General features: G+C 71.7%; 27 protein-coding genes and 1 pseudogene. 20 read left to right on the forward strand and 8 right to left on the reverse strand.

Translation table 11 applies throughout. The annotated features are described in order from the left end of the window. Positions 1-326: 326 nt before the first annotated feature. Positions 327-1,055 (forward strand): chitinase, encoded by a 729-nt coding sequence (locus A6F73_RS13985; protein WP_063348109.1) that lies wholly within the window; start codon positions 327-329, stop codon positions 1,053-1,055. Between the two features lie 81 nt (positions 1,056-1,136). On the opposite strand, the gene A6F73_RS13990 is transcribed toward A6F73_RS13985, so the two are convergent. Beyond that, positions 1,137-1,409 carry a hypothetical protein gene (locus A6F73_RS13990; protein WP_063348110.1) on the reverse strand — a complete coding sequence of 91 codons (273 nt, stop codon included), beginning with the start codon at positions 1,407-1,409 and terminating at the stop codon, positions 1,137-1,139. Positions 1,410-1,713: 304 nt separating this feature from the next. Here A6F73_RS13990 and A6F73_RS13995 point away from each other — a divergent pair, with 304 nt between their 5' ends. Then, positions 1,714-2,430: a DsbA family oxidoreductase gene (locus A6F73_RS13995; protein ID WP_063348111.1), complete on the forward strand. Its 717-nt coding sequence runs from the start codon at positions 1,714-1,716 to the stop codon at positions 2,428-2,430. 70 nt (positions 2,431-2,500) lie between these two features. On the opposite strand, the gene A6F73_RS14000 is transcribed toward A6F73_RS13995, so the two are convergent. The 5 genes from A6F73_RS14000 to A6F73_RS14020 form a co-directional block, all read right to left on the reverse strand. Further along, positions 2,501-2,905, reverse strand: a complete 405-nt coding sequence (locus tag A6F73_RS14000; RefSeq protein ID WP_063348112.1) for a DUF3052 domain-containing protein — start codon at positions 2,903-2,905, stop codon at positions 2,501-2,503. Between the two features lie 104 nt (positions 2,906-3,009). Next, entirely contained in the window at positions 3,010-3,219 is a 210-nt protein-coding gene (locus tag A6F73_RS14005; protein WP_063348113.1) for a hypothetical protein, read from the reverse strand. Positions 3,220-3,297: 78 nt separating this feature from the next. Further along, positions 3,298-3,687 carry a hypothetical protein gene (locus A6F73_RS14010; protein ID WP_063348114.1) on the reverse strand — a complete coding sequence of 130 codons (390 nt, stop codon included), beginning with the start codon at positions 3,685-3,687 and terminating at the stop codon, positions 3,298-3,300. Positions 3,688-3,792: 105 nt separating this feature from the next. Continuing rightward, positions 3,793-4,056, reverse strand: coding sequence for a hypothetical protein (locus tag A6F73_RS14015; RefSeq protein WP_063348115.1), 264 nt, complete (start codon positions 4,054-4,056; stop codon positions 3,793-3,795). Next, positions 4,056-4,427: an ATP-binding protein gene (locus A6F73_RS14020; RefSeq protein WP_063348116.1), complete on the reverse strand. Its 372-nt coding sequence runs from the start codon at positions 4,425-4,427 to the stop codon at positions 4,056-4,058. Before A6F73_RS14020 ends, A6F73_RS14015 begins: the two co-directional genes overlap by 1 nt. 162 nt (positions 4,428-4,589) lie before the next feature. Here A6F73_RS14020 and A6F73_RS14025 point away from each other — a divergent pair, with 162 nt between their 5' ends. The 11 genes and pseudogenes from A6F73_RS14025 (at position 4,590) to A6F73_RS14075 (ending at position 12,664) form a co-directional block, all read left to right on the forward strand. After that, on the forward strand, positions 4,590-5,477 hold the full coding sequence (locus A6F73_RS14025; protein ID WP_159398454.1) for a helix-turn-helix transcriptional regulator: 888 nt from the start codon (positions 4,590-4,592) through the stop codon (positions 5,475-5,477). A 12-nt stretch (positions 5,478-5,489) separates the two neighbouring features. Next, positions 5,490-5,690: a DUF397 domain-containing protein gene (locus A6F73_RS14030; RefSeq protein WP_063348117.1), complete on the forward strand. Its 201-nt coding sequence runs from the start codon at positions 5,490-5,492 to the stop codon at positions 5,688-5,690. An 84-nt stretch (positions 5,691-5,774) separates the two neighbouring features. After that, the gene (locus A6F73_RS14035) at positions 5,775-6,350 is read left to right on the forward strand and encodes a DUF1707 domain-containing protein (protein ID WP_063348118.1); all 576 of its coding nucleotides are present in this window, start codon (positions 5,775-5,777) and stop codon (positions 6,348-6,350) included. Positions 6,351-6,565: 215 nt separating this feature from the next. Next, positions 6,566-7,420 carry a helix-turn-helix transcriptional regulator gene (locus tag A6F73_RS14040; RefSeq protein ID WP_063348119.1) on the forward strand — a complete coding sequence of 285 codons (855 nt, stop codon included), beginning with the start codon at positions 6,566-6,568 and terminating at the stop codon, positions 7,418-7,420. Positions 7,421-7,567: 147 nt separating this feature from the next. Continuing rightward, a complete protein-coding gene (locus tag A6F73_RS14045) occupies positions 7,568-7,795 on the forward strand; it encodes a hypothetical protein (RefSeq protein WP_063348120.1) in 228 nt (75 codons plus the stop codon). Continuing rightward, entirely contained in the window at positions 7,773-8,291 is a 519-nt protein-coding gene (locus tag A6F73_RS14050) for a DUF6879 family protein (protein WP_063348121.1), read from the forward strand. The genes A6F73_RS14045 and A6F73_RS14050 overlap by 23 nt, the downstream gene beginning before the upstream one ends. A gap of 3 nt (positions 8,292-8,294) precedes the next feature. Continuing rightward, a complete protein-coding gene (locus A6F73_RS14055) occupies positions 8,295-9,140 on the forward strand; it encodes a helix-turn-helix transcriptional regulator (protein WP_063348122.1) in 846 nt (281 codons plus the stop codon). Between the two features lie 313 nt (positions 9,141-9,453). Continuing rightward, the gene (locus A6F73_RS14060) at positions 9,454-10,638 is read left to right on the forward strand and encodes a methyltransferase domain-containing protein (RefSeq protein ID WP_063348123.1); all 1,185 of its coding nucleotides are present in this window, start codon (positions 9,454-9,456) and stop codon (positions 10,636-10,638) included. Positions 10,639-10,717: 79 nt separating this feature from the next. Further along, the gene (locus A6F73_RS14065; protein WP_063348124.1) at positions 10,718-11,233 is read left to right on the forward strand and encodes a DUF6879 family protein; all 516 of its coding nucleotides are present in this window, start codon (positions 10,718-10,720) and stop codon (positions 11,231-11,233) included. 188 nt (positions 11,234-11,421) lie between these two features. After that, positions 11,422-11,934 (forward strand): annotated as a pseudogene (locus A6F73_RS14070) (DUF4157 domain-containing protein); the annotation flags it as partial. Positions 11,935-12,193: 259 nt separating this feature from the next. Continuing rightward, positions 12,194-12,664, forward strand: a complete 471-nt coding sequence (locus A6F73_RS14075) for a hypothetical protein (protein WP_063348126.1) — start codon at positions 12,194-12,196, stop codon at positions 12,662-12,664. A 23-nt stretch (positions 12,665-12,687) separates the two neighbouring features. Here the strand turns inward: A6F73_RS14075 and A6F73_RS14080 are convergent, their stop codons facing one another. Then, positions 12,688-14,172, reverse strand: coding sequence for a BTAD domain-containing putative transcriptional regulator (locus A6F73_RS14080; RefSeq protein ID WP_063348127.1), 1,485 nt, complete (start codon positions 14,170-14,172; stop codon positions 12,688-12,690). Between the two features lie 132 nt (positions 14,173-14,304). Between A6F73_RS14080 and A6F73_RS14085 the strand changes: the two genes are divergently transcribed. The 4 genes from A6F73_RS14085 (at position 14,305) to A6F73_RS14105 (ending at position 19,895) form a co-directional block, all read left to right on the forward strand. Further along, positions 14,305-17,337, forward strand: a complete 3,033-nt coding sequence (locus tag A6F73_RS14085) for a BTAD domain-containing putative transcriptional regulator (RefSeq protein ID WP_063348128.1) — start codon at positions 14,305-14,307, stop codon at positions 17,335-17,337. Positions 17,338-17,469: 132 nt separating this feature from the next. Then, positions 17,470-18,369, forward strand: a complete 900-nt coding sequence (locus tag A6F73_RS14095) for a CAP domain-containing protein (protein ID WP_079135680.1) — start codon at positions 17,470-17,472, stop codon at positions 18,367-18,369. Between the two features lie 45 nt (positions 18,370-18,414). After that, the gene (locus tag A6F73_RS14100) at positions 18,415-19,272 is read left to right on the forward strand and encodes a peptidoglycan-binding protein (RefSeq protein WP_063348131.1); all 858 of its coding nucleotides are present in this window, start codon (positions 18,415-18,417) and stop codon (positions 19,270-19,272) included. After that, positions 19,272-19,895 (forward strand): RICIN domain-containing protein, encoded by a 624-nt coding sequence (locus tag A6F73_RS14105; RefSeq protein ID WP_063348132.1) that lies wholly within the window; start codon positions 19,272-19,274, stop codon positions 19,893-19,895. Before A6F73_RS14100 ends, A6F73_RS14105 begins: the two co-directional genes overlap by 1 nt. A gap of 315 nt (positions 19,896-20,210) precedes the next feature. Here A6F73_RS14105 and A6F73_RS14110 read toward each other — a convergent pair whose 3' ends face one another. Then, a complete protein-coding gene (locus tag A6F73_RS14110) occupies positions 20,211-20,852 on the reverse strand; it encodes a TetR/AcrR family transcriptional regulator (protein WP_244293385.1) in 642 nt (213 codons plus the stop codon). A gap of 550 nt (positions 20,853-21,402) precedes the next feature. Between A6F73_RS14110 and A6F73_RS14115 the strand changes: the two genes are divergently transcribed. From A6F73_RS14115 to A6F73_RS14125, 3 genes are all read left to right on the forward strand, one after another. Further along, on the forward strand, positions 21,403-21,756 hold the full coding sequence (locus A6F73_RS14115) for a DUF6542 domain-containing protein (protein WP_063348134.1): 354 nt from the start codon (positions 21,403-21,405) through the stop codon (positions 21,754-21,756). Then, a complete protein-coding gene (locus A6F73_RS14120) occupies positions 21,749-23,401 on the forward strand; it encodes an LCP family protein (protein ID WP_079135681.1) in 1,653 nt (550 codons plus the stop codon). Before A6F73_RS14115 ends, A6F73_RS14120 begins: the two co-directional genes overlap by 8 nt. A gap of 189 nt (positions 23,402-23,590) precedes the next feature. Further along, complete coding sequence (locus A6F73_RS14125; RefSeq protein WP_063348135.1) at positions 23,591-23,971, forward strand: VOC family protein; 381 nt, start codon at positions 23,591-23,593, stop codon at positions 23,969-23,971. Positions 23,972-24,081: the final 110 nt, after the last annotated feature.

Raw genomic sequence — 24,081 nt, forward strand, 5'->3', positions numbered from 1 at the left:
CCGCTCGCGGTGTCTGCCATGTGCGCGGACGAGGCTATCCCGCGTATCTGATGACCGGATGATCAATCTGTCGGTGTGTCGGACGAGCTGGAATTGGCCTGAATCGCGCTCACCTTCTGGGCCGGATACACCCCGAACGAGTGGTTTGGGTGCTGGTCGGCGCCTTTTCCCGGAATCGGCGCACCACGATGTTCCCCGGCGCTTCGCTCCCGAAGCACCCGCCGGAGCACCCCTCGGAGCATCCCGAAGCGCCACCGAAGCACCCCCGCAGCACCCCCGAAGCGCCCCCGAAGCGCCCCCACCCCGACGACAAGCGAGAAGTGACAATGAAGCTCTCCCGCACCCTGTCCATGGCCGCCTCGGCCGCCGTCCTGAGCACCGTCGCCCTGGGCACCACCGCGCTCACCGGGCACGCCACACCAGCGGCCGCCGCCTCGTTCGTGGTCAGCGAGGCCCAGTTCAACCAGATGTTCCCGAGCCGGAACTCCTTCTACACCTACCGCGGCCTGACCGACGCCCTCAGTGCCTACCCCGGGTTCACCACCACCGGCAACGACGCCACCCGCAAGCGCGAGGCCGCGGCGTTCCTCGCCAACGTCAGCCACGAGACCGGCGGCCTGAAGTACGTCGTCGAGCAGAACACCGCCAACTACAGCCACTACTGCGACACCTCGCAGCCCTACGGCTGTCCGGCCGGCAAGAGCGCCTACTACGGGCGCGGCCCGCTCCAGATCAGCTGGAACTTCAACTACAAGGCGGCGGGCGACGCCCTGCACATCGACCTGCTCAACAACCCCTCCCTGGCCGAGAAGGACCCGGCCGTCTCCTGGAAGACCGGCCTCTGGTTCTGGAACTCCCAGAAGGGCGCCGGGACGATGACCGCGCACGACGCCATCGTCAACGGCAAGGGCTTCGGCGAGACCATCCGCAGCATCAACGGCGACCTGGAGTGCAACGGCAAGAACCCGGACGAGCGCAACGACCGCATCAACCTCTACAAGAAGTTCGTCGGCGTCCTCGGCACCGACGTCGGCGGCGGCAACATCTCCTGCTGACCGGCAACGGTTCGCGTGGGAAGTCGGCCGATCCGACTTCCCACGCGCGGGGTCGCCTGGTGGCCGCGGCCAGGAACGACGTCAGCGCCGGGCGTCGAAGCGAAGGTCCACGAAGGCCCCGACCAGCCCCCCGAGCGCGACGGCCGGCACGACCGCGTCCCCGGCACGGCCGGCCAGCGCACCCGTGACCAGCACGACCGCGACGGCAGTCAACGCGCCCGCCCAGGCCGGTCCCGATCGCGGCAGCAAGGGCACGGGCCTGCCGTTCCGCCGCAACCTGACCCACTTGACGGCGAGCAGGAGCACCGCGACCGCGAGGAGCGGCGGCACCATGACGTGCGCGGAGTTTCCCATCCTTGTCCGCCTTCCGTTCGGGCTGTCACCGACACGGTAACTGCCGTACCAGCAAACGGCGATGGCGCCTCCCCGGCCACCGTCGCCGATGCACGGAACGGCCTGCGGGCAGAGCGCCGAACACCTGGGCTCGGGGACGTGAGAAGCGTTCCTGTGGGCCTTCCCGCGACGGCGCGACTGCGCTGCGGCCGGTCCCGTCGGCCACCTGAATATTTCATCACGAGAAATATTCAGGTGGTCGGCGGCGTTGGCCACGAAGCCGGGTGCGGGAAGGCCCCGCACGGCTGGAGACGGGAGCGACGCCGTGCGCGTGGAGATCTGGACCGACATCAACTGCCCGTGGTGCTACATCGGCAAGGCCCGGTTCGAGCAGGCCCTGGAGCGCTTCCCCCACCGTGGGGACGTGGAGGTCGTCCACCGCTCCTTCGAGCTCGACCCGCACTCGCCGGCCGAGGCGCGGCCGGTCGTCCCGCTGATCGCCGCCAAGTACGGGCTCAGCCTGGAGCAGGCCGAGGCGGCGGAGGCCCGGATCGCGGACAACGCGCACGGGGAGGGCCTGGCGTACCTCCGCGAGGGGCGCGACGCGGCGAACTCCTTCGACATGCACCGCCTGCTGCACTTCGCCAAGGACCACAGGCGGCAGGGCCAGCTGCTGGACGCGCTGTACCGGGCCAACTTCGCCGACGCGCGATCCGCGTTCACGGAAGGACGGCTGGTGGAACTGGCCGTCGAGGCGGGGCTGGACGGCGAGGCCGCGGCGGCGGTGCTGGCCGATCCGGACGCCTACGCGGAGGCGGTGCGCGAGGACGAGGCGACGGCGGGCGCGATGGGCGCCACCGGGGTGCCGTTCTTCGTGTTCGACCGGCGGCTCGGGGTCTCGGGCGCCCAGCCGGCCGAGACGTTCACAGCGGCCCTGGAGCAGGCCTGGGAGAGTCGGACGGTGGTGCCCCTGCTGGTCGGCGGCGGCGACGGTGGCGGCGAGGCGTGCGGGCCGGACGGGTGCGAGCTGCCGCAGCGGTGAGGTGAGGGGCGCGGAGCAGGAAGTCGGCGGGGCCGACTTCCTGCTCCGCCGCCTTCCTGCTCCGGGCAGGTCAGCGCTTGGGGGCGATGAGGCGGGTGCCGGCCCAGTCCGGGGCGGCGCCGATGGCCTTGGTCGAGGCGAGGCCGGCGGTCTGGGCGGCCTCGTTGACGTCGCTGGGCTCGACGTAGCCGTCCCGGCCCGACTTCGGCGTGAGCAGCCAGATCGTGCCGCCCTCTTGGAGGAGACCGATGGCGTCGACCAGGGCGTCGGTGAGGTCGCCGTCGTCCTCGCGGAACCAGAGCAGGACGGTGTCGGCCACGTCCTCGTAGTCCTCGTCGACGAGGTCCTGGCCGGTGATCGACTCGATGCCCTCGCGGAGGTCCTGGTCGACGTCGTCGTCGTAACCGATCTCCTGGACGACCTGCCCGGGCTGGAACCCGAGCCGGGCCGCCGGGTTGGTGCGCTCTGTCGTCATGCCGGTGTTCCTTTGACTTGGAGGCGCCTGTCGCCTCGCATCCGGGTAGCCAATCAGACGCGGACGGTGGTCGGCGCTGAACACGCCCGGAGATTGACGGTACGTCAGATCTCGCGGCAGGAGACGATCCCGGACGAGCTGACGGCCAGCAGGAGTTGGGCGCCCCCGGCGGCATCGGCCCGGGTGATGGTGGCGCCCAGCTCGCCGGGCGGGAGGGGGAACGTGTGCGGGTGCAGGTCGGCGTCGTGCGCCACGACTGCGTCGCCCTCGACGTAGAGCAGCAGGTATTCGGCGACGTCGGGCACATCGGACACGTCGGGTCCCCTCCCCTGGGGTGGCTGGCGCTTGGCCCTGCCCACGCTAGGGGCCGCGCGGGGCGCGGTCGGTGGCATTCACCCGGCACCACCCCCACGGGTGAATCCGACGGAGGGCGGGCGGGGGTTGGGGCCGGGGTTGGGGCCGGGGTTGAGGTGGGGGTTGAGGCGGGCGGGGTGGCCGGCGGCGTTGCGACCGGCGGCCTCGCGGTAGGCGATGCGCTGGACGGCGGTGACCAGGCGGTAGAGGTTGAGGGCGGCGTCGGAGTCGTCGGCGGCGAAGCCCAAGTGGAAGATGAAGGCTTCGAGTTCGCGCCAGTCGAAATCGTCGGGGACGGGCTGGGCGACGCCGGGGGCGAGGGTGTTGAAGGCGGCGGCGACGGCGTAGTGGGTCGCGGCGAGGGCGTTGGCCAGGAGGTTGGCCAGGGGGTTGGGGCCGAAGTCGGGGTCCGGGTCCGGGTCGGGCATGTCAGGGGTCCTCCTCGTCGGGCTTTGCAACGTTGAGTGCGGCGATGACGCCCAGGACGACGGTGGCGATCGCCAGGGCGAGGAGGACGGCGAAGGCGGCGGCGATCAGAAAGCGCACGGGTCTTCGCGGTCTCGGTCGGCGGCGAGGAGGAGGGAGAGGAGGTTGAGGAGCGTGGAGGCCGGGGCGGTGTTGAAGCGGACGAGGACGCGGCCGTCGATGGTCCGGTCGATGGTGGCGGAGGGGAAGATGAGGCCGAACCTGCGGCCGCGCTCGTCGACTTCGGCGAGGAGCGTGCGGATGTGGTCGTCGGTGTAGTACCGGATCCGGGGATCGGTCGGGAGCATCGGGCGGCGGCGGGGAAGGGGCATCAGGCGGCGTCCAACTGCAGCTCGAACCAGACGGATTTGCCCTGCTTGCGCAGGTCGGCGCCGAAGCGGTGGGCGAGGGAACGGACGAGGTGCAGACCTCGGCCGGAGAGCGCGTAGGGGTCGGCGGGGGCGCACGGCTCGGGCGGGAGGGTCTGGCTGTCGTCACAGACCGAGACGCGGAGCCTGCGCTCCAGGAGGGAGAGCACGACGAGGGGCGCGAGGCTCCCGGCGTGCTTCCACGCGTTGAAGAAGAGTTCGTGGAGGGCGAGTTCGGCGTCGCAGATGGTGGGGGGCGGCCAGCCGGCGGTGGTGAGGAGGTCGCACAGTTCGGTGCGGGCGGCGGTCCAGTCGGGAGGGTTGGAAGCACGCATGGGAGACCCCGGGAGGGAGAGGGGGGAGTCACTGACGATCCGTCATGTGACCGATGCAACACTGAGAGTAGGGGGGTCTATGACAACATTGCAAGACCGTCACTCGTTGGTGGCATCCCGGATGGGTTGTGCGCGAGACTGCGCCGACAGGGAAGGATGATCGTGGGATACAAGGGACCAATCAGCCAGCGACAGCGCCGATTCGGCGAGGAGTTGCAGCTTCTGCGTACGGCCGCCGGGCTGTCTGCACCGGAAGCTGGCGCGCTGGTGGGCATGAAGGGTCCGGCGGTGAGCCACACCGAGGCTGGCCGGATCACCCTCAACCCCGAGCGCCTTGAGATCTGGCTCGACGCCTACGGGTGCAACGATCCGGCCTATCGCAAGATCCTGGCCGAGATGGGCCGAAGCACCGGCAAAGGCTGGTGGAGCAGCTTCGAAGGCAAGGTTCCCGACCTCTCACTCGACCTGGCAGAGCTCGAAGAGCGCGCAACCCGCCTCGACAACTACGAGACTCTCTACATCCCTGGGCTACTTCAGTTGCCCGAATACGCAGAGGCCATCTACAAGGATGCTTACCGCAACGGACGATGGGATCTGGCAACAGCAGTCCAGTTCCGCATGGATCGCCAGCGCATCATCGACAGCGAGATCCAACGGCAATTCCGGTTTGTCATCCACGAAGCGGCCTTGCGCATGCTGTTTCCCGGCGTGGAAGTCATGAGGGATCAGCTGGTTCACCTGCTGGACATGGCAGAACACCCCAATGTCGCCATCCAGATCCTTCCCTTTGCGGCAACCAGGAAGCCGCCCCATTCAAGCTCCTTCCTCCTCTGCGACCCCGGCTGCACCGACCTCTCGACAATTGTCTTGGAGGCACCCGGGCGCGCAGAACACACTGGCACCCCTGAGAACATTGCGGCGTACGGATGGAAGTTCCAGCAGTTGAGCGAGATCGCGTTGCCAGCCATCGACGCAACAGCATCACGCGATCGCAGCTCGCGCGACTCATGGGGGCTTCTTCAACACCTCCTCTACCCGCTGCAAGTATGAGAGGCGCCACAGATGCCAGAGCTCTCCTGGAAGAAGTCATCGTTCAGCGGCGGAGATGACGGCCAAGCGTGCCTTGAACTGGCCCTCGGCGCCGACGACATCCTCCACCTCCGCGAATCCGACGACCCCGACGTCATCATCACCACCACCGCCCCCAAACTCCGCACCTTCGTCCTCGGCGCCCAGGCCGGCGAGTTCGACCACCTCGCCTGAACCCCGGCGGTCAGCACACTTGGTGCTGACCGCCTCCGCCCAACTCCCTGTTCCGGGCCGCCCGCCCTGGGTTAGCGTGGACCCATGTCGAGAGACCTGCCCGCGCTACGGGCATCCCATCAGGACCGGGACCGCATCGTAGAAACGCTGCAGGTCGCCGCCGCAGACGGCCGGCTCACCCCCGAAGAACTCGAAACCCGGCTGGAAGCCGCGCTCTCGGCCCGGACGCTCGCCGAGCTGGCCGAGCTGACCACCGACCTGCCGAGCTTCGCGTCGGCCGTGGCCGTGCCGAAGGACGTGCTGGTCATCGACCAACGCGGCGGCAAGTACACCCGGGCGGGGCGCTGGGTGGTCCCCCGGCACATCGAGTTGCGGCCGAAACACTGCACGGTCGTCCTCGACTTCACCGAGGCGGTGATCACGGCCGACACCCTTCTGATCGATGTGTCCCTGCGGCACGGCAAGCTGCTCATCATCAGCCCGCCGGGCCTCGTCACCCTCGACACCGACGGTCTCACCCTGGTCTTCTCCAAGGTCAAGCAGCGCTCCGACGGCGGCGGCGACGCCACCAGGCCCCAGCTCCGGATCGAGCTCACCGGCACCCTCAAACACGCCTCGGTCGTCGCGCGCCCTCCCCGCCGCCGCCTCTTCGGCGCTTGAGACAGGCCCACTCCACAGCTACGCACCCTCGCCCGCTCGTCGATCCCGACGAGCGGGCGATCTCGTTACCCAGCCAGATTCCCGCCCTCAAAGCGCCCGCCACGACGCGCCGTTGGCCGATTCCGACCTTCCGTCACGACCACGCCGGTGAGAAACTTTGAGAAATTTCGGCTAGGAGGAGCAATCGTGAAGCTGCGACTCACCGGCAGCCCGCGTTGAGCACCACACGACAGGGCGTCCACGAAGCCCGCCTGGAACTCGGCCGACGCCTTCGCACGATCCGTACGGCGGCCGGGCTCGACGGACGCACCCTCGCGGGCCGGCTCGGCTGGCCCGCGAGCAAGGTGTCCAAGCTCCAGCAAGGGCGGCAATCCCCCACGGTCGCCGACGTCCGGGCCTGGGCCGACGCCTGCGACGTCCCCGAGGCCGCTGCGGAACTCGTCGTCCAACTGCACGAGCTGGACGACCGGTACGCCCAATGGCGGCACGAGCTGCGACAGGGCCACGCCGCAGTCCAGAAGTCCTGGGCCGACATGGAGGCCGCGGCACAGACCATCCGCGCATTCGAACCCTGCTGGGTACCGGGCCTTCTCCAGACCGCCGACTACGCGGCCGCACGGTTCCGCGAGCACGCCCAGCTCAACGACAGCCCGCCGGACACGGACGCCGCCGTGGCCGCCCGCCTCGCCCGTCAGCAGATCCTGTACTCGCACTCGCCCGGCGGCCGGCACTGGCACATCCTCCTCACCGAGGCCGCCCTGCTCTACGGGACCGCCTCCGCCGAGGTGATGCGCGCCCAGATCGACCGCCTGGTCTCCGCGACGACCCTCCCGGCCCTGCGCCTGGGCGTCGTGCCGTTCCGCACACGCCTGCCCGCCTCACCCGTGCACGGGTTCTGGATCTTCGACGACCAGTTGGCCTCCGTTGAGGTCGTCAGCGGCGAACTCCGGCTGGGTCTGCCCGAGGAGATCGCCCAGTACCGCAAGGTCTTCGACCTACTGGCCCCGAGTGCGCTCTACGACGCGGACGCCCGGCGGCTGCTCACCGCGGCTGCCGAAAGCTGGATCTGATAGGGCATCAAAAAGAATGTCAGCGTCTTCCACTGCATGAACCTGCTCGCTCTCGCCGAGCAAGTTCAAGCAAGTTCGTGGTGCGGGTACCGAATTGTGCGGCAAGCTCTCTCACAGCGATCGACTCCAACCACGAGGAGGCCCACGATGGCGCTGCACAAGCTCGGACAAGACCCCGACAGCCCCGAAGGCAAGTCCCCGACCGTCTACCTCGATGACGTGACGGGCAACTACATCCTCCAGGGCTGGAAGGTCCTCGACCCGGACCGTCTCGCGCAGATGGACGTCCCCGGGCACGAGACCGTGATCGAATTCCCCAGGCGAATGATGCAGTTCTTCCCGGAGGTGAACGGTGGCAGCGGCCCCCACGCTTGAGGACCTGCTGCGGTCCTGCACCCGCTCGGCGCTTCACCTTGAGATGCGCGACGGCTACATGCGAGACGATCCGCTGTTCGTCCGCTGGCTCGACGGGCTCCGCGACGACCCGGCCGACCGTTCGACGTGGTGGAGCCCTTGGTTGCAGTTGGTCCAGGAGACCACCGCCCGAGGCGTCGAGATCCGGCGCGCCCGCGTGGTGTCGGAGCCGGTCAGCGAGTACGTCCGGTTCGAGCACGAGATCACGTTCCGGAACATCGCCTCCGGCGAGCAGGTCAGCTGGCTTCCGCGTAGGCAGACGACCGACCTCGCGCTCCCCGGCAATGACTTCTGGCTGATCGACGGGCAGTACCTCGTCGTCCACCACTTCAGCGGCGAGGGCGACTTCGTCGACGACGAGATCAGCACCGACCCGGAGATCCTGAAGCTCTGCCACTCCGCGTTCGAGGCCGTCTGGGAGCGGGCAGTGCCGCACGAGGACTTCCGGCTGCACTAGACCGTGTCCGCGTCATCCAGCGTCCAGCAAGCCAAACAGGCTCTCGGCCAGCGTCTGCGCGATATCCGGCGAGACTCCGGACTCAGCGCGCGGGCGGTGGCCGAGGCCGCTGGGTGGCATGAATCGAAGTGCTCCAAGATCCAGAGTGGCCGGGTGATGCCGTCGGAGGCTGACATACGCGTCTGGACGGCCATCTGTGGCGTCCCTGATCAGGCCGCGGACCTCATCGCGACTGCCCGGAACATCGAAGGCATGTACGTCGAGTGGCGCCGCCTCGAACGAGCCGGACTCAAGCGGGCGCAGGAATCCGTACGCCCGCTGTTCGAGCGGACACGCCGCTTCCGCATGTATCAGTCGTGGGTCGTCCCTGGCCTGCTCCAGACCGCCGCCTACACGCGTGCGGTGCTCCACACGATCGTGTCGCTGCGCAACACGCCCGACGACGTCGATGAAGCCGTCGCCGTACGGATGGAGCGGCAGAACGTGCTGCACACCGGAGACCACCGCTTCGCCGTCCTGGTCGAGGAGTGGGTGCTGCGAACGGTCATCGGCACGCCGGACGTCCTCCTGGGCCAACTTGGCCATCTGATCGGTGTCGGTTCCCTTCCCTCGGTCAGCCTCGGAGTGATTCCCCTCGGGACAACCAGGGGTGCAGGATGGCCGGTTGAGTCCTTCACCATGTACGACGATGCGCAGGTGAACGTCGAGCTTGTCTCCGCCCACCTCACCATCACCCAACCAGCGGAGATCGCCGAGTACGGCCAGGCCTTCTCCGAGCTGGCGAGCATCGCGGTCTACGGCGCCGAGGCGCGTTCGCTCATCACCCAGGCCATCAACGCGCTCGGGTGAATCCGGGCAAGGTCGAGCAAGTTCATCGACCGGGCGCAGGCCCCCTCCCTACCGTTGAGGACACAACGAGCTGACAGGAGCAGGCCGTTGCAGGTCACCGATCCCCCGAAGCCGAAGAAGCCCGCCTCGCCCCCGTCGCCGAGGCCGCCGGACCTGTAGCCACGCGACGACCTCCACACCTCACCGACCAACAGGGAGGGCCAATGAGCGGAACGGCCGGCAAGCACGCGGGCCAGCAGGACCCGGGCAAGGACAAGCCGTCCAAGGACACCTCGCGCCCGAAGCCGCCTCCGAAGCACGAAAAGAAGGACCAGTGACGGAGAACATCCACCAGGAGCAGGCCGCCGTGCGCGGCCTGCTCCTGGCCATCAGCGAAGAACTCGGCAAGCCCGTCCCGCAGGAATGGAAGGACGCGGTCAGGGCGACCCCGCGTCACCGGTTCCTGCCGGACCGGATCTGGCTGGACGACGAGAACGGAGACCTCCGGCCCTGCGACCTCCGGGACGAGCCCGACCGGTGGTTCGAGGCCGCCTACGCCAACGGGCCTGTCGTCACGCAGGTCAACGACGGCGAGGAACCGGCCGACAGCGCGGAGGCCTGGGCGTCGTCCTCCGCCTCCTCGCCCGCCATGGTCGTGCGGATGCTCGACGACCTCGGTGTCTGGCCGGGCTTGAAGGCCCTGGAGATCGGCACCGGAACGGGCTGGAACGCCGCGCTGCTCGCCCACCGGCTCGGCGCCGACCGGGTCACCTCCATCGAGGTCGACCCTGACGTCGCCCGGCAGGCCCGCGCCTCGCTCAACGCGGCCGGGCTCGCCGTGGAGGCCGTCAGCGGGGACGGCGCCGACGGCTGGGCCCCCCGGCAGCCGTACGACCGGATCATCTCCACCTGCTCGGTCAGCAGGGTGCCGACGGCGTGGATCGAACAGACCGACCCCGGCGGCGTGATCGTCACACCGTGGGAGAGCCCGATGCTCTCCTTCGGACTGCTCCGGCTCGTCGTCGGCGAGCAGCACACCTACGGGAAGTTCAGCGCGCACGGGTCGTTCATGCTGATGCGCGCTCAGCGGACGGACCTGCGGATCTACCGGGACGTCGTGCGCGACCACCACCAGCCCGACGAGTCCACCACCCGGCTGTCGCCGTGGCAGGTGTGCGGCGAGGACCTGGACGTGCGGTTCGCGCTCGGTCTGAAACTCGGCGACGTGTGGACCGCCTGGCACCACGAACCCGACGTCGAGGGGGTGGCCACCCGCCTGTGGGTGGCCACCACGGACGCCACCTCGTGGGCCGCGGTGGACCACGACGGCCGCCAGGAGGACCGGTTCACGGTCTCGCAGTACGGGCCTCGCCGACTCTGGGACGAGATCGAGAAGGCCCACGGCTGGTGGGAGAAGGCCGACCGACCGGGCCCGGACCGGTTCGGGCTCCGGATCGTCGGCGACGAGCAGCAGGTCTTCCTCGACGGCCCGACCACCGTCATCAGCCGGGTGCCGTAGGACGAGGCCCCTCCCGCCCGCTCGTTGGAAGCCAACGAGCGGGCGGCAAAGCAGATCTGCGCGGCGATGAGGAGGAGCTATGACGAACCCGGTACTTGAGGGCCTGGCCACGGCCAAGGTTTCCGCCGTACACCTTGAGATGCGCGACACCTACCAGCCCAGCGACCCCGAGTTCATCGCATGGCAGCAGGGCGAACGCCTTGACCCTGCCGCCGAGCGATCGTCCTGGTGGCGCCCCTTCCTGGACGTGGTGGCCGAGACGACGGCACGCGGTGTCGCGATGAGGCGCGCCCGGGTCGTCTCCGAACCGGTCACCGACTACATCCGGTACGAGTACGACGTGACGTTCCCGAACGTCCGAGCGGGTGAACAGGTCCGTTGGCTTCCCCGCCGGAAGGCGGCCGACATCGCGCTGCCCGGCACCGACCTGTGGCTGTTCGACGGGTCGTCGGTGCTGTTCACGTACTTCTCGGGTGTCGGTGAGGTCGTCGACCGTGAATGGCGCACCGAGCCGGATGTCGTCGAACTGGTGAAGTCGGCATTCGAGGCAGTGTGGGAGCGAGCCATCCCGCACGAGGAGTACCGGCTCCGCTGATCCGCCATGGCCGCCTCGCCTGCACGCCCTACGCTCGACGGCAATCCTCCTGCCCTGCCCGCACGTTGGGGACCGGTCAGCGGGCGGCGCTGCCCCCGGGGGCAGCGTTGCTGCCCCCGCCATCCCTACCGCTCCGGGCGTGGGCGGGGTATCCAGGACTCACCGGCCACCGACCCGAAGGGACGCCGATGAGGACTCGTGACAGTGACGACAAGGCGCACACCCCCTCGACCAGCTCTCCCGCCTCCGCCCGGACACCGGCACCCGCGCTGCTCGGGCTCCAAGCGTCCGTCGGCAACGCCGCCGTCGTCCAACGGCTCCAGCGGGCCGGCCAGGTACAGCGCTCCGGCGCCGCCGTCCACGACGTGCTGCGCAGCGGCGGCCGCTCGCTCGACGGCGCCACCCGCGCCGACATGGAGGCCCGCCTGGGCGCCGACTTCTCGGACGTCCGGATCCACGACGACAGCGCCGCCCGGAGCTCCGCCGCCGAGATCGGCGCCCGCGCCTACACCTCCGGCAACCACGTCGTCATCGGCGACGGCGGCGGCGACCGGCACACCCTCGCCCACGAGCTGACGCACGTCCTCCAGCAGCGGCAGGGCCCCGTGGCGGGCTCCGACAACGGTTCCGGGCTGAGCGTCAGCGACCCGTCCGACCGCTTCGAGCGCGAGGCCGAGGCCAACGCCCGGCGGGTGCTGTCCGGCCCGGCCGCAGACCGCGCCGACCACACCAGCCACGCCGACCACACCGGCCACACCGGCCACACCGCCGCCCACGAGGACGAGGAACACGGCGGCTGAGCCGTCCCGCCCCCGCCCATCAACGGGATCGTTCATCGTTTGTCTACCGCCTTGCCCCATGGTCGTTCCCACGGGGCGCCCCGTACTTTCACGGGCGCGATATGGACGAAAGAGGTACCCGGGGATGAAGGCAGTGAAGGCAGTGAAGGCTGTGCGACGCATGGCCGTCGGGGTGGCGGCCGCGGCGCTGGCGCTGACGGGGACGATGCTGGGGGCCGGCACCGCGCAGGCGGCGTACGACCCGTCGACCCACACGCTCTGGAACGACGAGCCGCTCTACCCGGGCTGGCACGTCGACTCCGAGAACTCCCGGCTGATCATGCAGTCCGACGGCAACCTGGTCGTCTACCGCGGGTACAACACCCCGAACCCGCTGGCCGTGTGGGACTCCCGCACCAACGTGAACCACTGCGGGTACAAGGCGGTCATGCAGTCCGACGGCAACCTGGTCGTCTACTCAGCCTCCGGGGGCGTCTGCTGGTCCTCCGGCACGTACGGGCACCCGGGCGCCCGGCTGGTGGTGAAGAGGCTCGGCGGCGTCGCCATCTACTGGGGTGACGGCGAGGTCCCCATCGTCACCACGCCCACCAGCGACATCCGCATGTGGGCGATGTCCTCGGACCTCTACTAACCCCTCCCCGAACGGAGCGCCGCTCAGGCGCCCCGTTCGGCGAGCCAGCGGACCAGGTCGGCGACGGACCACTGCGGGCGGGCCGCGAGGCGCGCCGCCACCGACCGCAGGAGTACGGGCAGGTAGCCGCAGAGCTCGGCGACCTCGGCGGCCGGGCCCGGCTCCCGGCGGATCCGCTCGGCGCCGACGACCCGGGCCAGCAGCTCGTACGCGTCCTGCGGCTCCAGCGGGCCCACGGCCAGCCGGGCCGCGGTGGCGGGCAGCGCGCCCGGTTCGGCACCGGCCACGACGGCCGCGCAGCCCGCCACCGCGGGCAGCAGCGGCGCCGGGTCGGTGACGCCGTCGAGCACGACGAGCACCCGCCGCCCGGCGAGCGCGGCCCGGTAGCGGGCGCCCAGTTCGCCGACGTCGGCGTCCTCGACGGGCCGCTCCCCCAGGGCCCGCAGGAAGGCGGGCAGCACCGTGCCCGGCTCCGCCGTCTCGCCGGCCGCGTACAGCTGCCCGTCCGGGAAGGCGTCCTGGACGGTGTGCGCCAGGTGCACGGCGAGCGCGGAGGTGCCGCTGCCGGCCGGCCCGGACAGGCCGAGCACCGGCGAGGCCCCGACGTCGGCACCACCGCCGTCACCGCCGTCACAGGCCGTCCGCAGGATCCGCTCGGCCTCCCGCACCTGGGCCGCCCGCCCGACCAGGTCGGGGATGTCCGGCGGCAGTTGGCAGGGCCGGGCGGGCCGCCGCGGCGGTACGGGGGCGGACGGCGCCGCGAGCTCGGCGCCCCCTCCGCGGATGCGGGCGTGCAGGTCCGCGACCGCCGGTGCCGGTTCGAGCCCCAGCTCGCGGTCCAGCCGTTCGCGCAGGGCCTCGAAGGCGGCCAGCGCCTCGGCCGTCCGCCCGCAGCGGTGCAGGGCCAGCAGGTGGAGGCGCTGCACCTCCTCGTCGCGCGGGTGTGCGGCGGCGAGCGCGTCCAGCGCGGGCAGCGCCTCGGTGTGCCGGCCGAGCGCCAGGTCCAGGTCGTGCAGCACCTTGACGGCGGCGTGGTGGCCGGCGGCGAGCCGTTCGCGGGCGCGTTCGGCGAAACCGCCGGGCACGCCGTCCAGCGCGCGCCCCTCCCACAGCGCGAGCGCGCCGGCGAGCAACTCCCGGGCCCGCAGGGGGTCGTCGTAGCGCAGCGTGACGGCCTGGCTCACTCCGTCCTCGTAGCGGAACAGGTCGACGGCGGCCCGATCCACCTCCAGCCGGTAGCCACCGGCCGTGGCGACCAGTAGGCCGGGGGCCGCGAGGGCGCGGCGAAGCCGGTGCGCGTGGGTACCGATCTGGCCGGCCGGAGCCTTGGGCCAACGGGCGTCATCCTCGCCCCACAAGCCCTCGACCAGCCGTTCAGTGGGCACGAGCTGGCCCGGGGCCAGCAGCAGGGCGGCCAGCACGGCCCGCTGCTGCGGCCGACCGAGGTCGATCTCGTGGCCGTCGCACCGGGCCCGCAGCGGCCCCAGCACACGGAATTCGAGCCCCATGCCCCCACCCCTCGAAGCCATGAGTTTCAAGTACACAATCCGTGACAGAGCATAGGTGACCGGATCAGGGGGCGCCGCCGTCCGTACGGAAGTGGCGTGATCCGGGCACCGGACGACATTCGGGGACGGGACATGGTTGACATCGGGGCGTCCGGGCTGCGGTTCGGACTGCTGGGGCCACTGCGCGCCTGGCACGGGGAACGGGAGATCGAACTGGGCCGGCCGCAGCAGCGGGCCGTCCTGGCGGTGCTGCTGAGCGCCGCCGGACGGACGGTGGCGACGCCGGTGCTGGTGGAGGGGGTGTGGGGCGGGGCCGCGCCCGCCGACCCCCGCAAGGCCGTCCAGTTGGCCGTCTCCCGGCTGCGGTCGGCCTTCAAGCCGTACACCGGGCCGGATCCGCAGCGGATGCCGCTGGTGCGCGTCGGCGACGGCTACGCGCTGCGGGTGCCCGACGCGGAGGTGGACGCGGCCCGCTGGGAGGAACTGCTGGCCACGGCCGGACGGCTGCGCGACGAGCAGGCCCCGCCGCAGGAGGTCCGGGAGGTCCTGCTGGCCGCGCAGCGGCTGTGGGTCGGCGAACCGCTGGCCGGGCTGCCCGGGCCGCACGCCGAGGCCGTCCGCTCCCGCCTCGCCGAACAGCGACTTCACGCCAAGGAGACGCGGCTGGAGCTGGACGCGGAGATCGGCGACCACACCGGCCTGACGGCCGAGGCCGCCGCCCTCGCCCTGGAACACCCCGAACGGCCCCGGCTGACCGCCGTCCTGATGCGCGCCCTCTACCAGGCGGGCCGCAAGGCCGAGGCGCTCGCCGTGTACGAGGACGCCCGCCGATGGCTGCCGCCCGGCGGGGACGGGCCCACCCGGCACCAGGACACCCGCCGGCCGCCGACGGCCGCCGCCGCGCCGACGGCCGAGGACGGCCCCGCCGCACTGCACCTGCGGATCCTGCGCGAGGACCCGTCCCTGCTGCCCGCCCCCGCCGCCTCCGCCTCCGCCCGCGCCGAACCCGCCCCCGCCTGGCAGCCGCCCGACCAACTGCCCGACGGCCTGGCCGACTTCACCGGCCGCACCGACGAGGTCGAGACCCTGGTGGACCACCTCGCCGGGGCCGGCGGGCGAGCCGTCGTGGTCTCCGCCCTCGACGGCATGGGCGGGGTCGGCAAGACCACGCTCGCCGTGCACGTCGCCCGACAGGCCCACGGACGCTTCCCCGACGGGCGGCTCTTCGCCGACCTGCGCGGCGCCGACCACACCCCGCTGGACCCGGGCGCGGTGCTCGCCGGCTTCCTGCGCGCCCTCGGCGTGGCCGCCGCCGAGATCCCGCTCGACACCGGGGAGCGCTCCGCCCTCTACCGCTCGGCACTGGCCGGGCGGCGGGTCCTCGTCGTCCTCGACAACGCCGCCACCCTCGGCCAGGTCGAACCACTCCTGCCCGGCTCGTCCGGCTGCGCCGTCCTCGTCACCAGCCGCGTCCGACTGGCCGGCCTCGCCGGGGCGCACCAGATGCGCCTGGACACCCTGCCGCCCGCCGAGGCACTGGAACTGCTGACCCGGATCATCGGCGCCGACCGCGTCGACGCCGAACCCGGGGCCGCCGAGGAGATCGTGCGAGCCTGCGGACTGCTGCCGCTCGCCGTGCGCATCGTCGCCTCCCGACTCGCCGCCGACCCCGCGCTCACCCTGGCCGCGCTCGCCGACGGACTGCGCCGGGAACACCGACTGGCCGAACTCAGCGACGGCGAACGGACGGTGGAAGCCACCTTCGCCCTCTCCTACCACCGCCTCGACACCGAACTCGCCCGCGCCTTCCGCCTGCTGTCCCTGCCCGACGCCCCCGACGTCCCGCTGCCCTGCGCGGCCGCGCTGCTCGGCCGCACCGAAACCGAGACCGACGAACTCCTCGAAGCACTCGTCGACCTCAACCTGCTGCACTCCCCCCGCTTCGGCCGCTACGGCTTCCACGACCTGGTCCGCGACTACGCCCGCGGCCGGCTCGCCACCGAGGAACCCGCCACCGAACGCACCGCCGCCGCCGACCGGCTGGTCGACTACTGCCTGGCCACCGCCCGCAACGCCGACCGCGCCGCCCGCAAGGCCGACCCGGTCGAACTCAGCCTGCTCGACGCGCCCGTCCGCTCCCCCGGGAAGACGATCACGGACGGGCCCGCCGCCGTCCGCTGGATGCGCGAACAGGCCGGCGTGCACGCCGCCGCCATCGCCCTGAGCTGCGCCGACCCGGCGCTGCCGCTCGACCGCGCGGCCGAACTCGCCGACCGGATGGGCTCCGTACTCGCCGAACGCACCCAGACCAGCGACATCGCCGACCTCTCCGACCGCATCGCCCGCGAGGCCGCCGCCCGCGGCGACCACGGCCCGCTCGCCCTCGCCCGCTACGTGCGCGGCGGCATGCTCTGGCACATCAACCGCTACGCCGAGTCCGAACAGGACATCCACCAGGCCGTCGCACTCTGCCAGGACGACGACGGCGGCAACGGGGGCAGCGGCGACGGCCCGAAGGTCCGCGTCCTCGCCAAGGCCCTGCTCACCCTCGGCGGCAACGCCCGCGTCCACGGCCGCTACGCCGACGCCGCCCGACACGCCGGCCGCGCCGCCGACCTGTTCCGCCGCCTCGGCGCCGAACGCTCCGAGGGCAGCGCCCTAGGCGAGTTCGCGTTCAGCTGCGCCCAGACCGGCCGGCTGGCCGAGGCCCGGGACGCCGCCGAGCGCGGCGCCCGCCTGATGAGCGGCTCCGGCCCGGTGTCCGCCGCCACCGGCCGCTACTACCTGGCCAGGGTCCTGCGGCTGTGCGGCGACCCGGAGGCGGCACTCGCCCACGCGGTCGGCGCCCGCGACGAGTTCGCCGCCCTCCAGGTGACGGTGTTCGCGGCGGCGGCGGGCGACCTCGCCGCCCGGATCCACGCCGAGGCCGAGCGCTGGCTGCTCGCCGCCGACGCCGCCGAGGCGGCGCTGCCGCTCGCCCGCCGCACCAGCGCCGCCCTGGAGGCCGCACTGCTGCACACCCTGGGCACCGCGCTCACCGGCCTCGGCCGCCCCCGCCAGGCCCGCGCCTGCCTGGCGGACGCGCTGGAGGTGTACGAGCGGCTCGGACTCGCCAAGGACGCCGAGCAGACCAGGGCCCTGCTGGACGGCCTGCCGCAGCCCTAAAGCGTGTCCCCGACGGCCCTCCACCCCTTGTTGATCACTTGTCTACCGCGGTCCACGATCTTCTCTCTCGTCAGGTCGCGGACCGCACCAGTGCGGAGCCGGGGCCACTCCCACCGAAGATAGGCGCCACGCATGCCCACGCTCCCGCAGAACGGCCAGACCTGGACCCTCAAGTCCGCGAACGGAACGGTCGCCGACGTGCGCTCCAGCCAGAGCAGCCCGGGCACCCCGGTCCAGTCCTGGGGCCCCAACGGCACCACCGCCCAGGGCTGGGTCTTCTGGGCCAAGGACGGCGGCAGCTGGCTCCTGGAGACCCAGCTCACCAACGGCAAGCACGCCCCCGGCCAGGCCGTCGTCATCGACTACAACTACTCCACCGGCCAGACCTGGCTGTTCAACGAGCACGGGCAGCCCAACCAGCGCTGGGTGCTGGACGTCATCGACAACGACTGGTTCCGGGTCCGGACCGCCCGCGGCGACGAGGGCCAGCTGTTCCTCACCGCGGCCGCCCCCGGCGCCCCGCTCACCCTCACCAAGCAGGACGACAACAACCCGGCGCAGCGCTGGCAGCTCATCCCGGCCGGCGGCCAGAACGGCGGCGCCGGCGGCCAGCAGCAGCCGCAGCCCCAGCCGCAGCCCCAGCCCGGCGGCGACTTCCGCACCGAGATGCTGGCCTCCGTCAACACCGAGCGCGGCCGGGCCGGCCTCCAGCCGCTGCGGCTCGACGACCGCCTGAGCGCCGCCGCCCAGCGGCACGCCAACGACATGGCGTCCCACGACCTCACCCAGCACGACGGCACCGACGGCAGCAACCCGTGGGACCGCATCCACGCCGCCGGCTTCCAGTTCCGCTCGGCCGCCGAGAACGTCACCCCGGGCAACAGCGTGGCGGAGGCCATGCAGATGTGGATGAACAGCCCGCACCACCGCGACAACATCCTGGGCCGCGACTTCACCTCCATCGGCATCGGCTACACCCCCCGCCAGCGCGGCAACTGGGGCCGCTACGTCCAGACCTTCGCCCAGGCCTGACCTCCCCGTCCCCCCAGCAGCCACAGCAAGCAAGGAGCCACCCTCATGTCCTCGAACGCGGCGGACCTGATCCGCGTCGCCCGAGACGAGGTCGGATACCAGGAGGGCCGCAGCGGCTCGCACTGGAACAACATCCAGAAGTACTCCCCGGCCGTCCCCGGCCTGGAGTGGTCCCAGGGCGAGGCCTGGTGCGCGACCTTCGTCGCCTGGTGCGCCCGGCAGTCCGGCAACGCCGGGCTGTTCCCGGTGACGGCCTCCTGCGCCGAGGGCGTCGCCTGGTTCAGGGACCGCGACCGCTTCACCGACTACCCGGTGATCGGCGGCCAGGTGTTCTACGGCCCCGGCGGCGGCAGCCACACCGGCATCTGCGTCGCCTACACCAGCTCCACCATCACCACCGTCGAGGGCAACACCAACGACGACGGCAGCTCCGAGGGCGACGGCGTCTACCTCAAGACCCGCGACCGCAAGTCGAGTTGGGTGTACGGGTACGGCGTCCCGGACTTCGCCGACGGCGTCATCCTCGCCGACCCGCAGTGGCGGGACCGCCAGGGGGCGGTCTACTTCGGGCAGGAGGCCTCCGCCGCCGACCAGCCGAACGGCGGCGCCCGGCCCCAGGCCGACAGCGGCGGGGACGGGGGCGGGAGCGAGGGCGGCTACGAGCCCTTCCCCGGCGCCGACTTCTTCCAGGACGGCCAGAAGAGCGACGTCATCACCCGGATGGGAGAGCGCCTGGTCGCCGAGGGCTGCTCCGCCTACGCCGAGGGCCCCGGCCCCGAGTGGTCCGGGGCGGACCTCGAATCCTTCCGCAACTGGCAGCACAAGCTGGGCGACTCCGGCAGTGACGCCGACGGAATCCCCGGCCCCAAGCAGTGGGACGCCCTCCAGGTCCCGCGCGGCTGATGCCGCACCTCCACCACACCCGGATCCACCACACCCGGATCCACCACACCCAGAAGGAGAACCCGATGAAACCCGTCACCCGTACCCGCAGGTTCCTCGCCGGGCTCGGCGCCGTCGCGGCCGTCGCGGGGGCGGCCGTGGTCACCGCCCCGGCCGCGCACGCCGCCGGCTGCGAGCTGGCGCCGAACCTGCAGACCGTCACCTCCGTCTACAACGGCGCCACCGGCGCCCTCGACCTGCCGGCCAACACGGAGGTCAACGGCCAGCGGATCGGCGTCTACCAGGGCAACCAGAGCGCCGCGCAGACCTGGTCGTTCTGGGGCTACTGCGATGGCACCACCGCCATCTCGCACGGCTCGGCCGGCAAGGTCGTCGACCTCGACACCGGCTCGGGCGCCGTCCAGCTGTGGGACACCCCCGGCGGCTGGGACGGCCTCAACCGCCCGGCCGGCGACTGGCTGCCGGCCAACCAGAAGTGGATCCGCACCGACGAGGACCGCGGCTGGTACCTGATCCGCAACGCCGCCACCGGCCAGTGCCTCAAGTCCAACGGCGTCGCCCAGCTCACCTCGGTGACGTCCTGCAACGGCAACGACCCGGCCCAGCGCTGGAAGATCGGCTGACGGCTCGCCGAGAGGGGTCCGACGGTTCCCGCCGGGGGCGCGAACCGTCGGACCCGCCCCGTCCCCGGTCCGTTCGCCGGCCTCGGCGAGCGGACCGGTCCGCGCCCACCACCCTCCTCCCGAGCCACCCCTGGGCCGGCGGAGGGGTTCGTGGGCGAGCCGGTCCTCGACCTGCTCGCCCACGAGTGGGCCCCGTGACGCGCCGCCGAACCCCTCCCCGGCGGCGCGTCACGGTCAGGCTTCCGCCGCCACCGTGCCGCGGGCGTCTCACGCTCCGGCACCCGCGCCGTCACCGCGCCACCGGCACCCGCGCCGTCACCGCACCGCGGGCACCCGGTGGATCCGCAGGAAGGCGTCGACACCGAGCGCCGAGATCCGGGCGAGCTCCTCGTCCGACACTGGCAGGGCGCCCCAGAACGAGCGCTCGGCGACGCCGTGGAAGGTCAGCAGCGTGAACTGCTCGGCGGTCTGCGGGGCGTCGTCGACGGCCAGCAGGCCTCGGTCCGCGATCGCCTCGAACCGCTGCGCGAGGTCGCGCTGCGAGGCGATCGGGCCGGCCTCCAGCCACGCCTCCAGGACGTCGGCCGGGATGTTGGCGACCTCGGCGCGGATGGCCCGGCCGAGCGCGCCGCGATCCCCGGCCGAGAGGACGGCCCGGGCCCGTTCGACCGCGAAGTCGGTGAGGTCCTGGCGCAGGTCCACCACCCGGTCGAGGTACTTGTCCATCAACTCGCGTATGACCTCGGTCAGTTCGGCCGAGTCCTGGAGTGCGACGGAGAGGAAGAGGGTCTCCTTGTCGGCGAAGTGGTTGTAGACCGTGCGCTTGGACACCCCGGCCTCCGCCGCGATCGCGTCCATGCTGGCCCGGACGTAGCCCTCGCGCCCGAACACCGCCGTCGCGGCCCGCGTGATCGCCTTGCGCTTCTCCGGCCGTCCCGCTCCGCCCGTCGCCGCCACGGCGTCACTCCTCATCTACCGGGGCTCTCGAAAACTGCCCGGTGTAGTGTCTCCCGAGCCCGCCTGAGCCGGGTTGCCATCGAACAAGGGTGCTCTATGCTGCCTACAACCTCTACACCCGTGTAGAGGGAATTCAACAGCACGCCTGCCCCCGACCGGAAAACGGAAGCCGAGCGCGGGAACCGGCCGGCCGAACAGCAGCGTCCAGAAGTGGCAGCGCACAACGGCTCATCACACGAGGACCGGGCGCAGGCGCCACAGGGGCGCAGAGCACGGGAACACCGGGGGTGAGTGCGTGGCGGGGCGGCGAGGACGGACGTCCAACCAAGAGGCACGCGGGCGAACGCCCGGCCAGGAGACGCAGGCGCGGACGACCGACCAACGGACGACCGACCAACGGACGACCGGCCAGCGGACGACCGGCCGGCAGGCACCGGGGCGGACGACCGACCAGCGGACACCGGGGCGCACCTCCGACCAGGGAGCCCGCCGGCGGGCGAACAAGGCCCCCGCCCGCCCCCGCCCCTTCCCCGGCGGAGCGGCCCTGCCCGTGGCCCTGGCCGTGGGGCTGCCGGCGGCAGGCGCCGGGATCGACGAGCTCTCCGGCCCCGGCATGGGGACGGCCTTCCTGGTGGGCGCCGTGCTCGGCACCGGCCTGGCGGCCGCACTCAGCAGCCGCAACGGCTGGTGGTGGGTCCTCGCCGCCTCCCCGCTACTGGTCCTGGGGGTGACGGCCGGCGCGGAACTGCTGGCCAACGGCGACGCCTACCAGGGCAAGAACCTGGCCACCGGCTCCGCGAAGTGGGTGGTCCACGACTTTCCCGTGATGGCCGCGGCCGTCGCAACGGCCGCCCTGGTGATCGTGGTCCGGCTGGTCCGGGACCGGAGGAGGGACCATGGCTGAGAACCCGCAGACCCGGGACGGCGGCCGCACCGCCGCACCCCCGACCCGCCGCACCTCCCCCCTGCTGATCGCGGGCCGGACGCTGGCCTGCTCGGTCGCCCTGGCGGTGTTCGCCGCCAGCGGGGTGGTCTGGTACGAGGTGACGTCCCTCACCGACGGGATGACCACCTCCAACGCCATCGCCGAGACCAAGAAGAACGCGCCCAAGCACCTCGACAACTCGGTCAACATCCTGCTGATCGGCCTCGACAGCCGCAAGAACATGGACGGGACGGACCTGCCGCCGGAGTTCGTCCAGGACGAACTGCACGCCGGCCACAGCTCCGACATCGGCGGCTACAACACCAACTCCCTGATCCTGCTGCACATCCCCGCCGGCGGCGGCAAGGCGCAGGCCGTCTCCATCCCCCGTGACGACTACGTCATGACCTACACCGGGGACGGCAAGCAGGCCGGCATGCGCAAGATCAAGGAGGCCTACGGCGAGGCCAAGGAGAAGGCCACCCCGGCCCTCCAGGCGAAGGGACTCAAGGGCGCGGACCTGGAGAAGGCCGGCCGCGACGCCGGCCGGGCGGCCACCATCCAGACCGTGCAGAAGTTCCTCGACCAGCCCGTCGACCACATAGCCGAGGTCAACCTGATGGGCTTCTACGACATCGCCAAGGCCGTCGAGCCGATCGAGGTCTGCCTCACCCACGACACCAAGGACCCGGCCATGGAGGGCCAGGGCTCCGGCGCCGACTTCCACAAGGGCATCAACAAGCTCAACGCCTCCCAGGCACTCTCCTTCGTCCGCCAGCGCCACAACCTGGACGGCCCGGACGGCAACAGCGGCGACTTCGCCCGCACCCACCGCCAGCAGGCCTTCATCTCCTCCGTCGTGCACAAGCTCAAGCAGGACGGCGTCATCAGCGACCTCGGCAAGCTGCAGCAGCTGTTCGGCGTGGTGCAGAAGGACCTGGTCATCGACAACGAGTGGAACGTCCTCGACTTCGCCCAGCAGGCCCCCAACCTCACCGGCGGCAACGTCGAGTTCAACACCCTGACCTTCGACGGCTTCGGCACCCGCAACGGCCAGGACGTCAACCTCGTCACCCCCGCGAAGCTCCAGAAGGTCGTCAAGCAGATCTTCGGCTACGCCGACTCCGCCCCGGCCGCCCCCGACGCGGCGGGCGACACGCCCACCCCGGCGGCCTCCTCCGCGCCGGCCACGACCCCGCCGCCCACCACCAAGGCCGCCGCCCCCACCACCGTGGACGTCTTCAACGCCTCCACGGCCGCCGGGGTCTCCTCCACCGCCGAGTCCAAGGCCCTGGTCGCGATGGGCTTCAAGGCGGGCAAGACCGGCAGCGCCGCCGCGAAGCCCAAGACCACCACCGTGGCCTACGGCAAGGGCGCCAAGGAGGCGGCCGACCAGATCGCCGCCCGCTACGGCGTCACCGCCACGGAGTCCGCGTCGGCCCCCGCCGACCGGGTGGTCGTCACCCTCGGCACCGGCTTCACCGGCGTTACCGACGACAAGACCGGCGCCGCAGCGCCGGGCGGCGGCGCGACCGGCTCCCCGTCCGACCCGGCGGCCAACCTGCCCGTGCAGGGCCCGTCGGTCGACGCCCAGAGCGACGGCGGCATCCCCTGCGTCTTTTGACACACCGCACCTGACGCACCGCACCGAGCCGTAGGGAGGCTCCCACCCGGGAGCCTCCCTACGGCTTTTCCCCGCGCCTTCCCCCGCGTCCGGGCCCAGGCCGCACATCCCTCGCGCAATTCTCCGTACTATGTATAGTGTACTGCGTACGGGATAACCGCGCGCTCGCGCCGACGAGAGGGCTCCGCCATGCAGATCACCACCACCACCCTCGCCCTGACCGTCGAGGACGTCACCGCCTCCGCCGCCTTCCTCCAGCGGCACTTCGGCTACACCGAGGAGATGTCGGCCGACGGCTTCGTCTCGCTCCAGCACCCCGGCGGCGGGGTCAACGTCGTCTGCCTGCGACGCGGCCTGGAGGTGCTGCCCGAGGGCCAGCGCGACCGGACCGCGTCCGGCGTCATCCTGGCGTTCGTCGTCGAGGACCTCACCGGCGAGGAGCGGCGGCTGCGCGGCGAAGGGGTCGAGATCACCCTGCCGCTGCGCGAGGAGCCGTGGGGCGAGAAGCTGTTCCAGGTCACCGACCCGAACGGGGTCGTGATCGAACTGGTCGAGTGGGCCAAGCAGTAACCACGCGCCCGAGCAGTGACCGCGCGCCCGAAGCGACGGCGCCCCCTCGGCCGATGGCCGAGGGGGCGCCGCGGTGACCGGACCAGGCCGGACCGGACCGGACCGGACCG

Origin of the sequence: Streptomyces sp. MJM8645, from assembly GCF_001625365.1 — a bacterium.
Taxonomy (GTDB): Bacteria; Actinomycetota; Actinomycetes; order Streptomycetales; family Streptomycetaceae; genus Kitasatospora.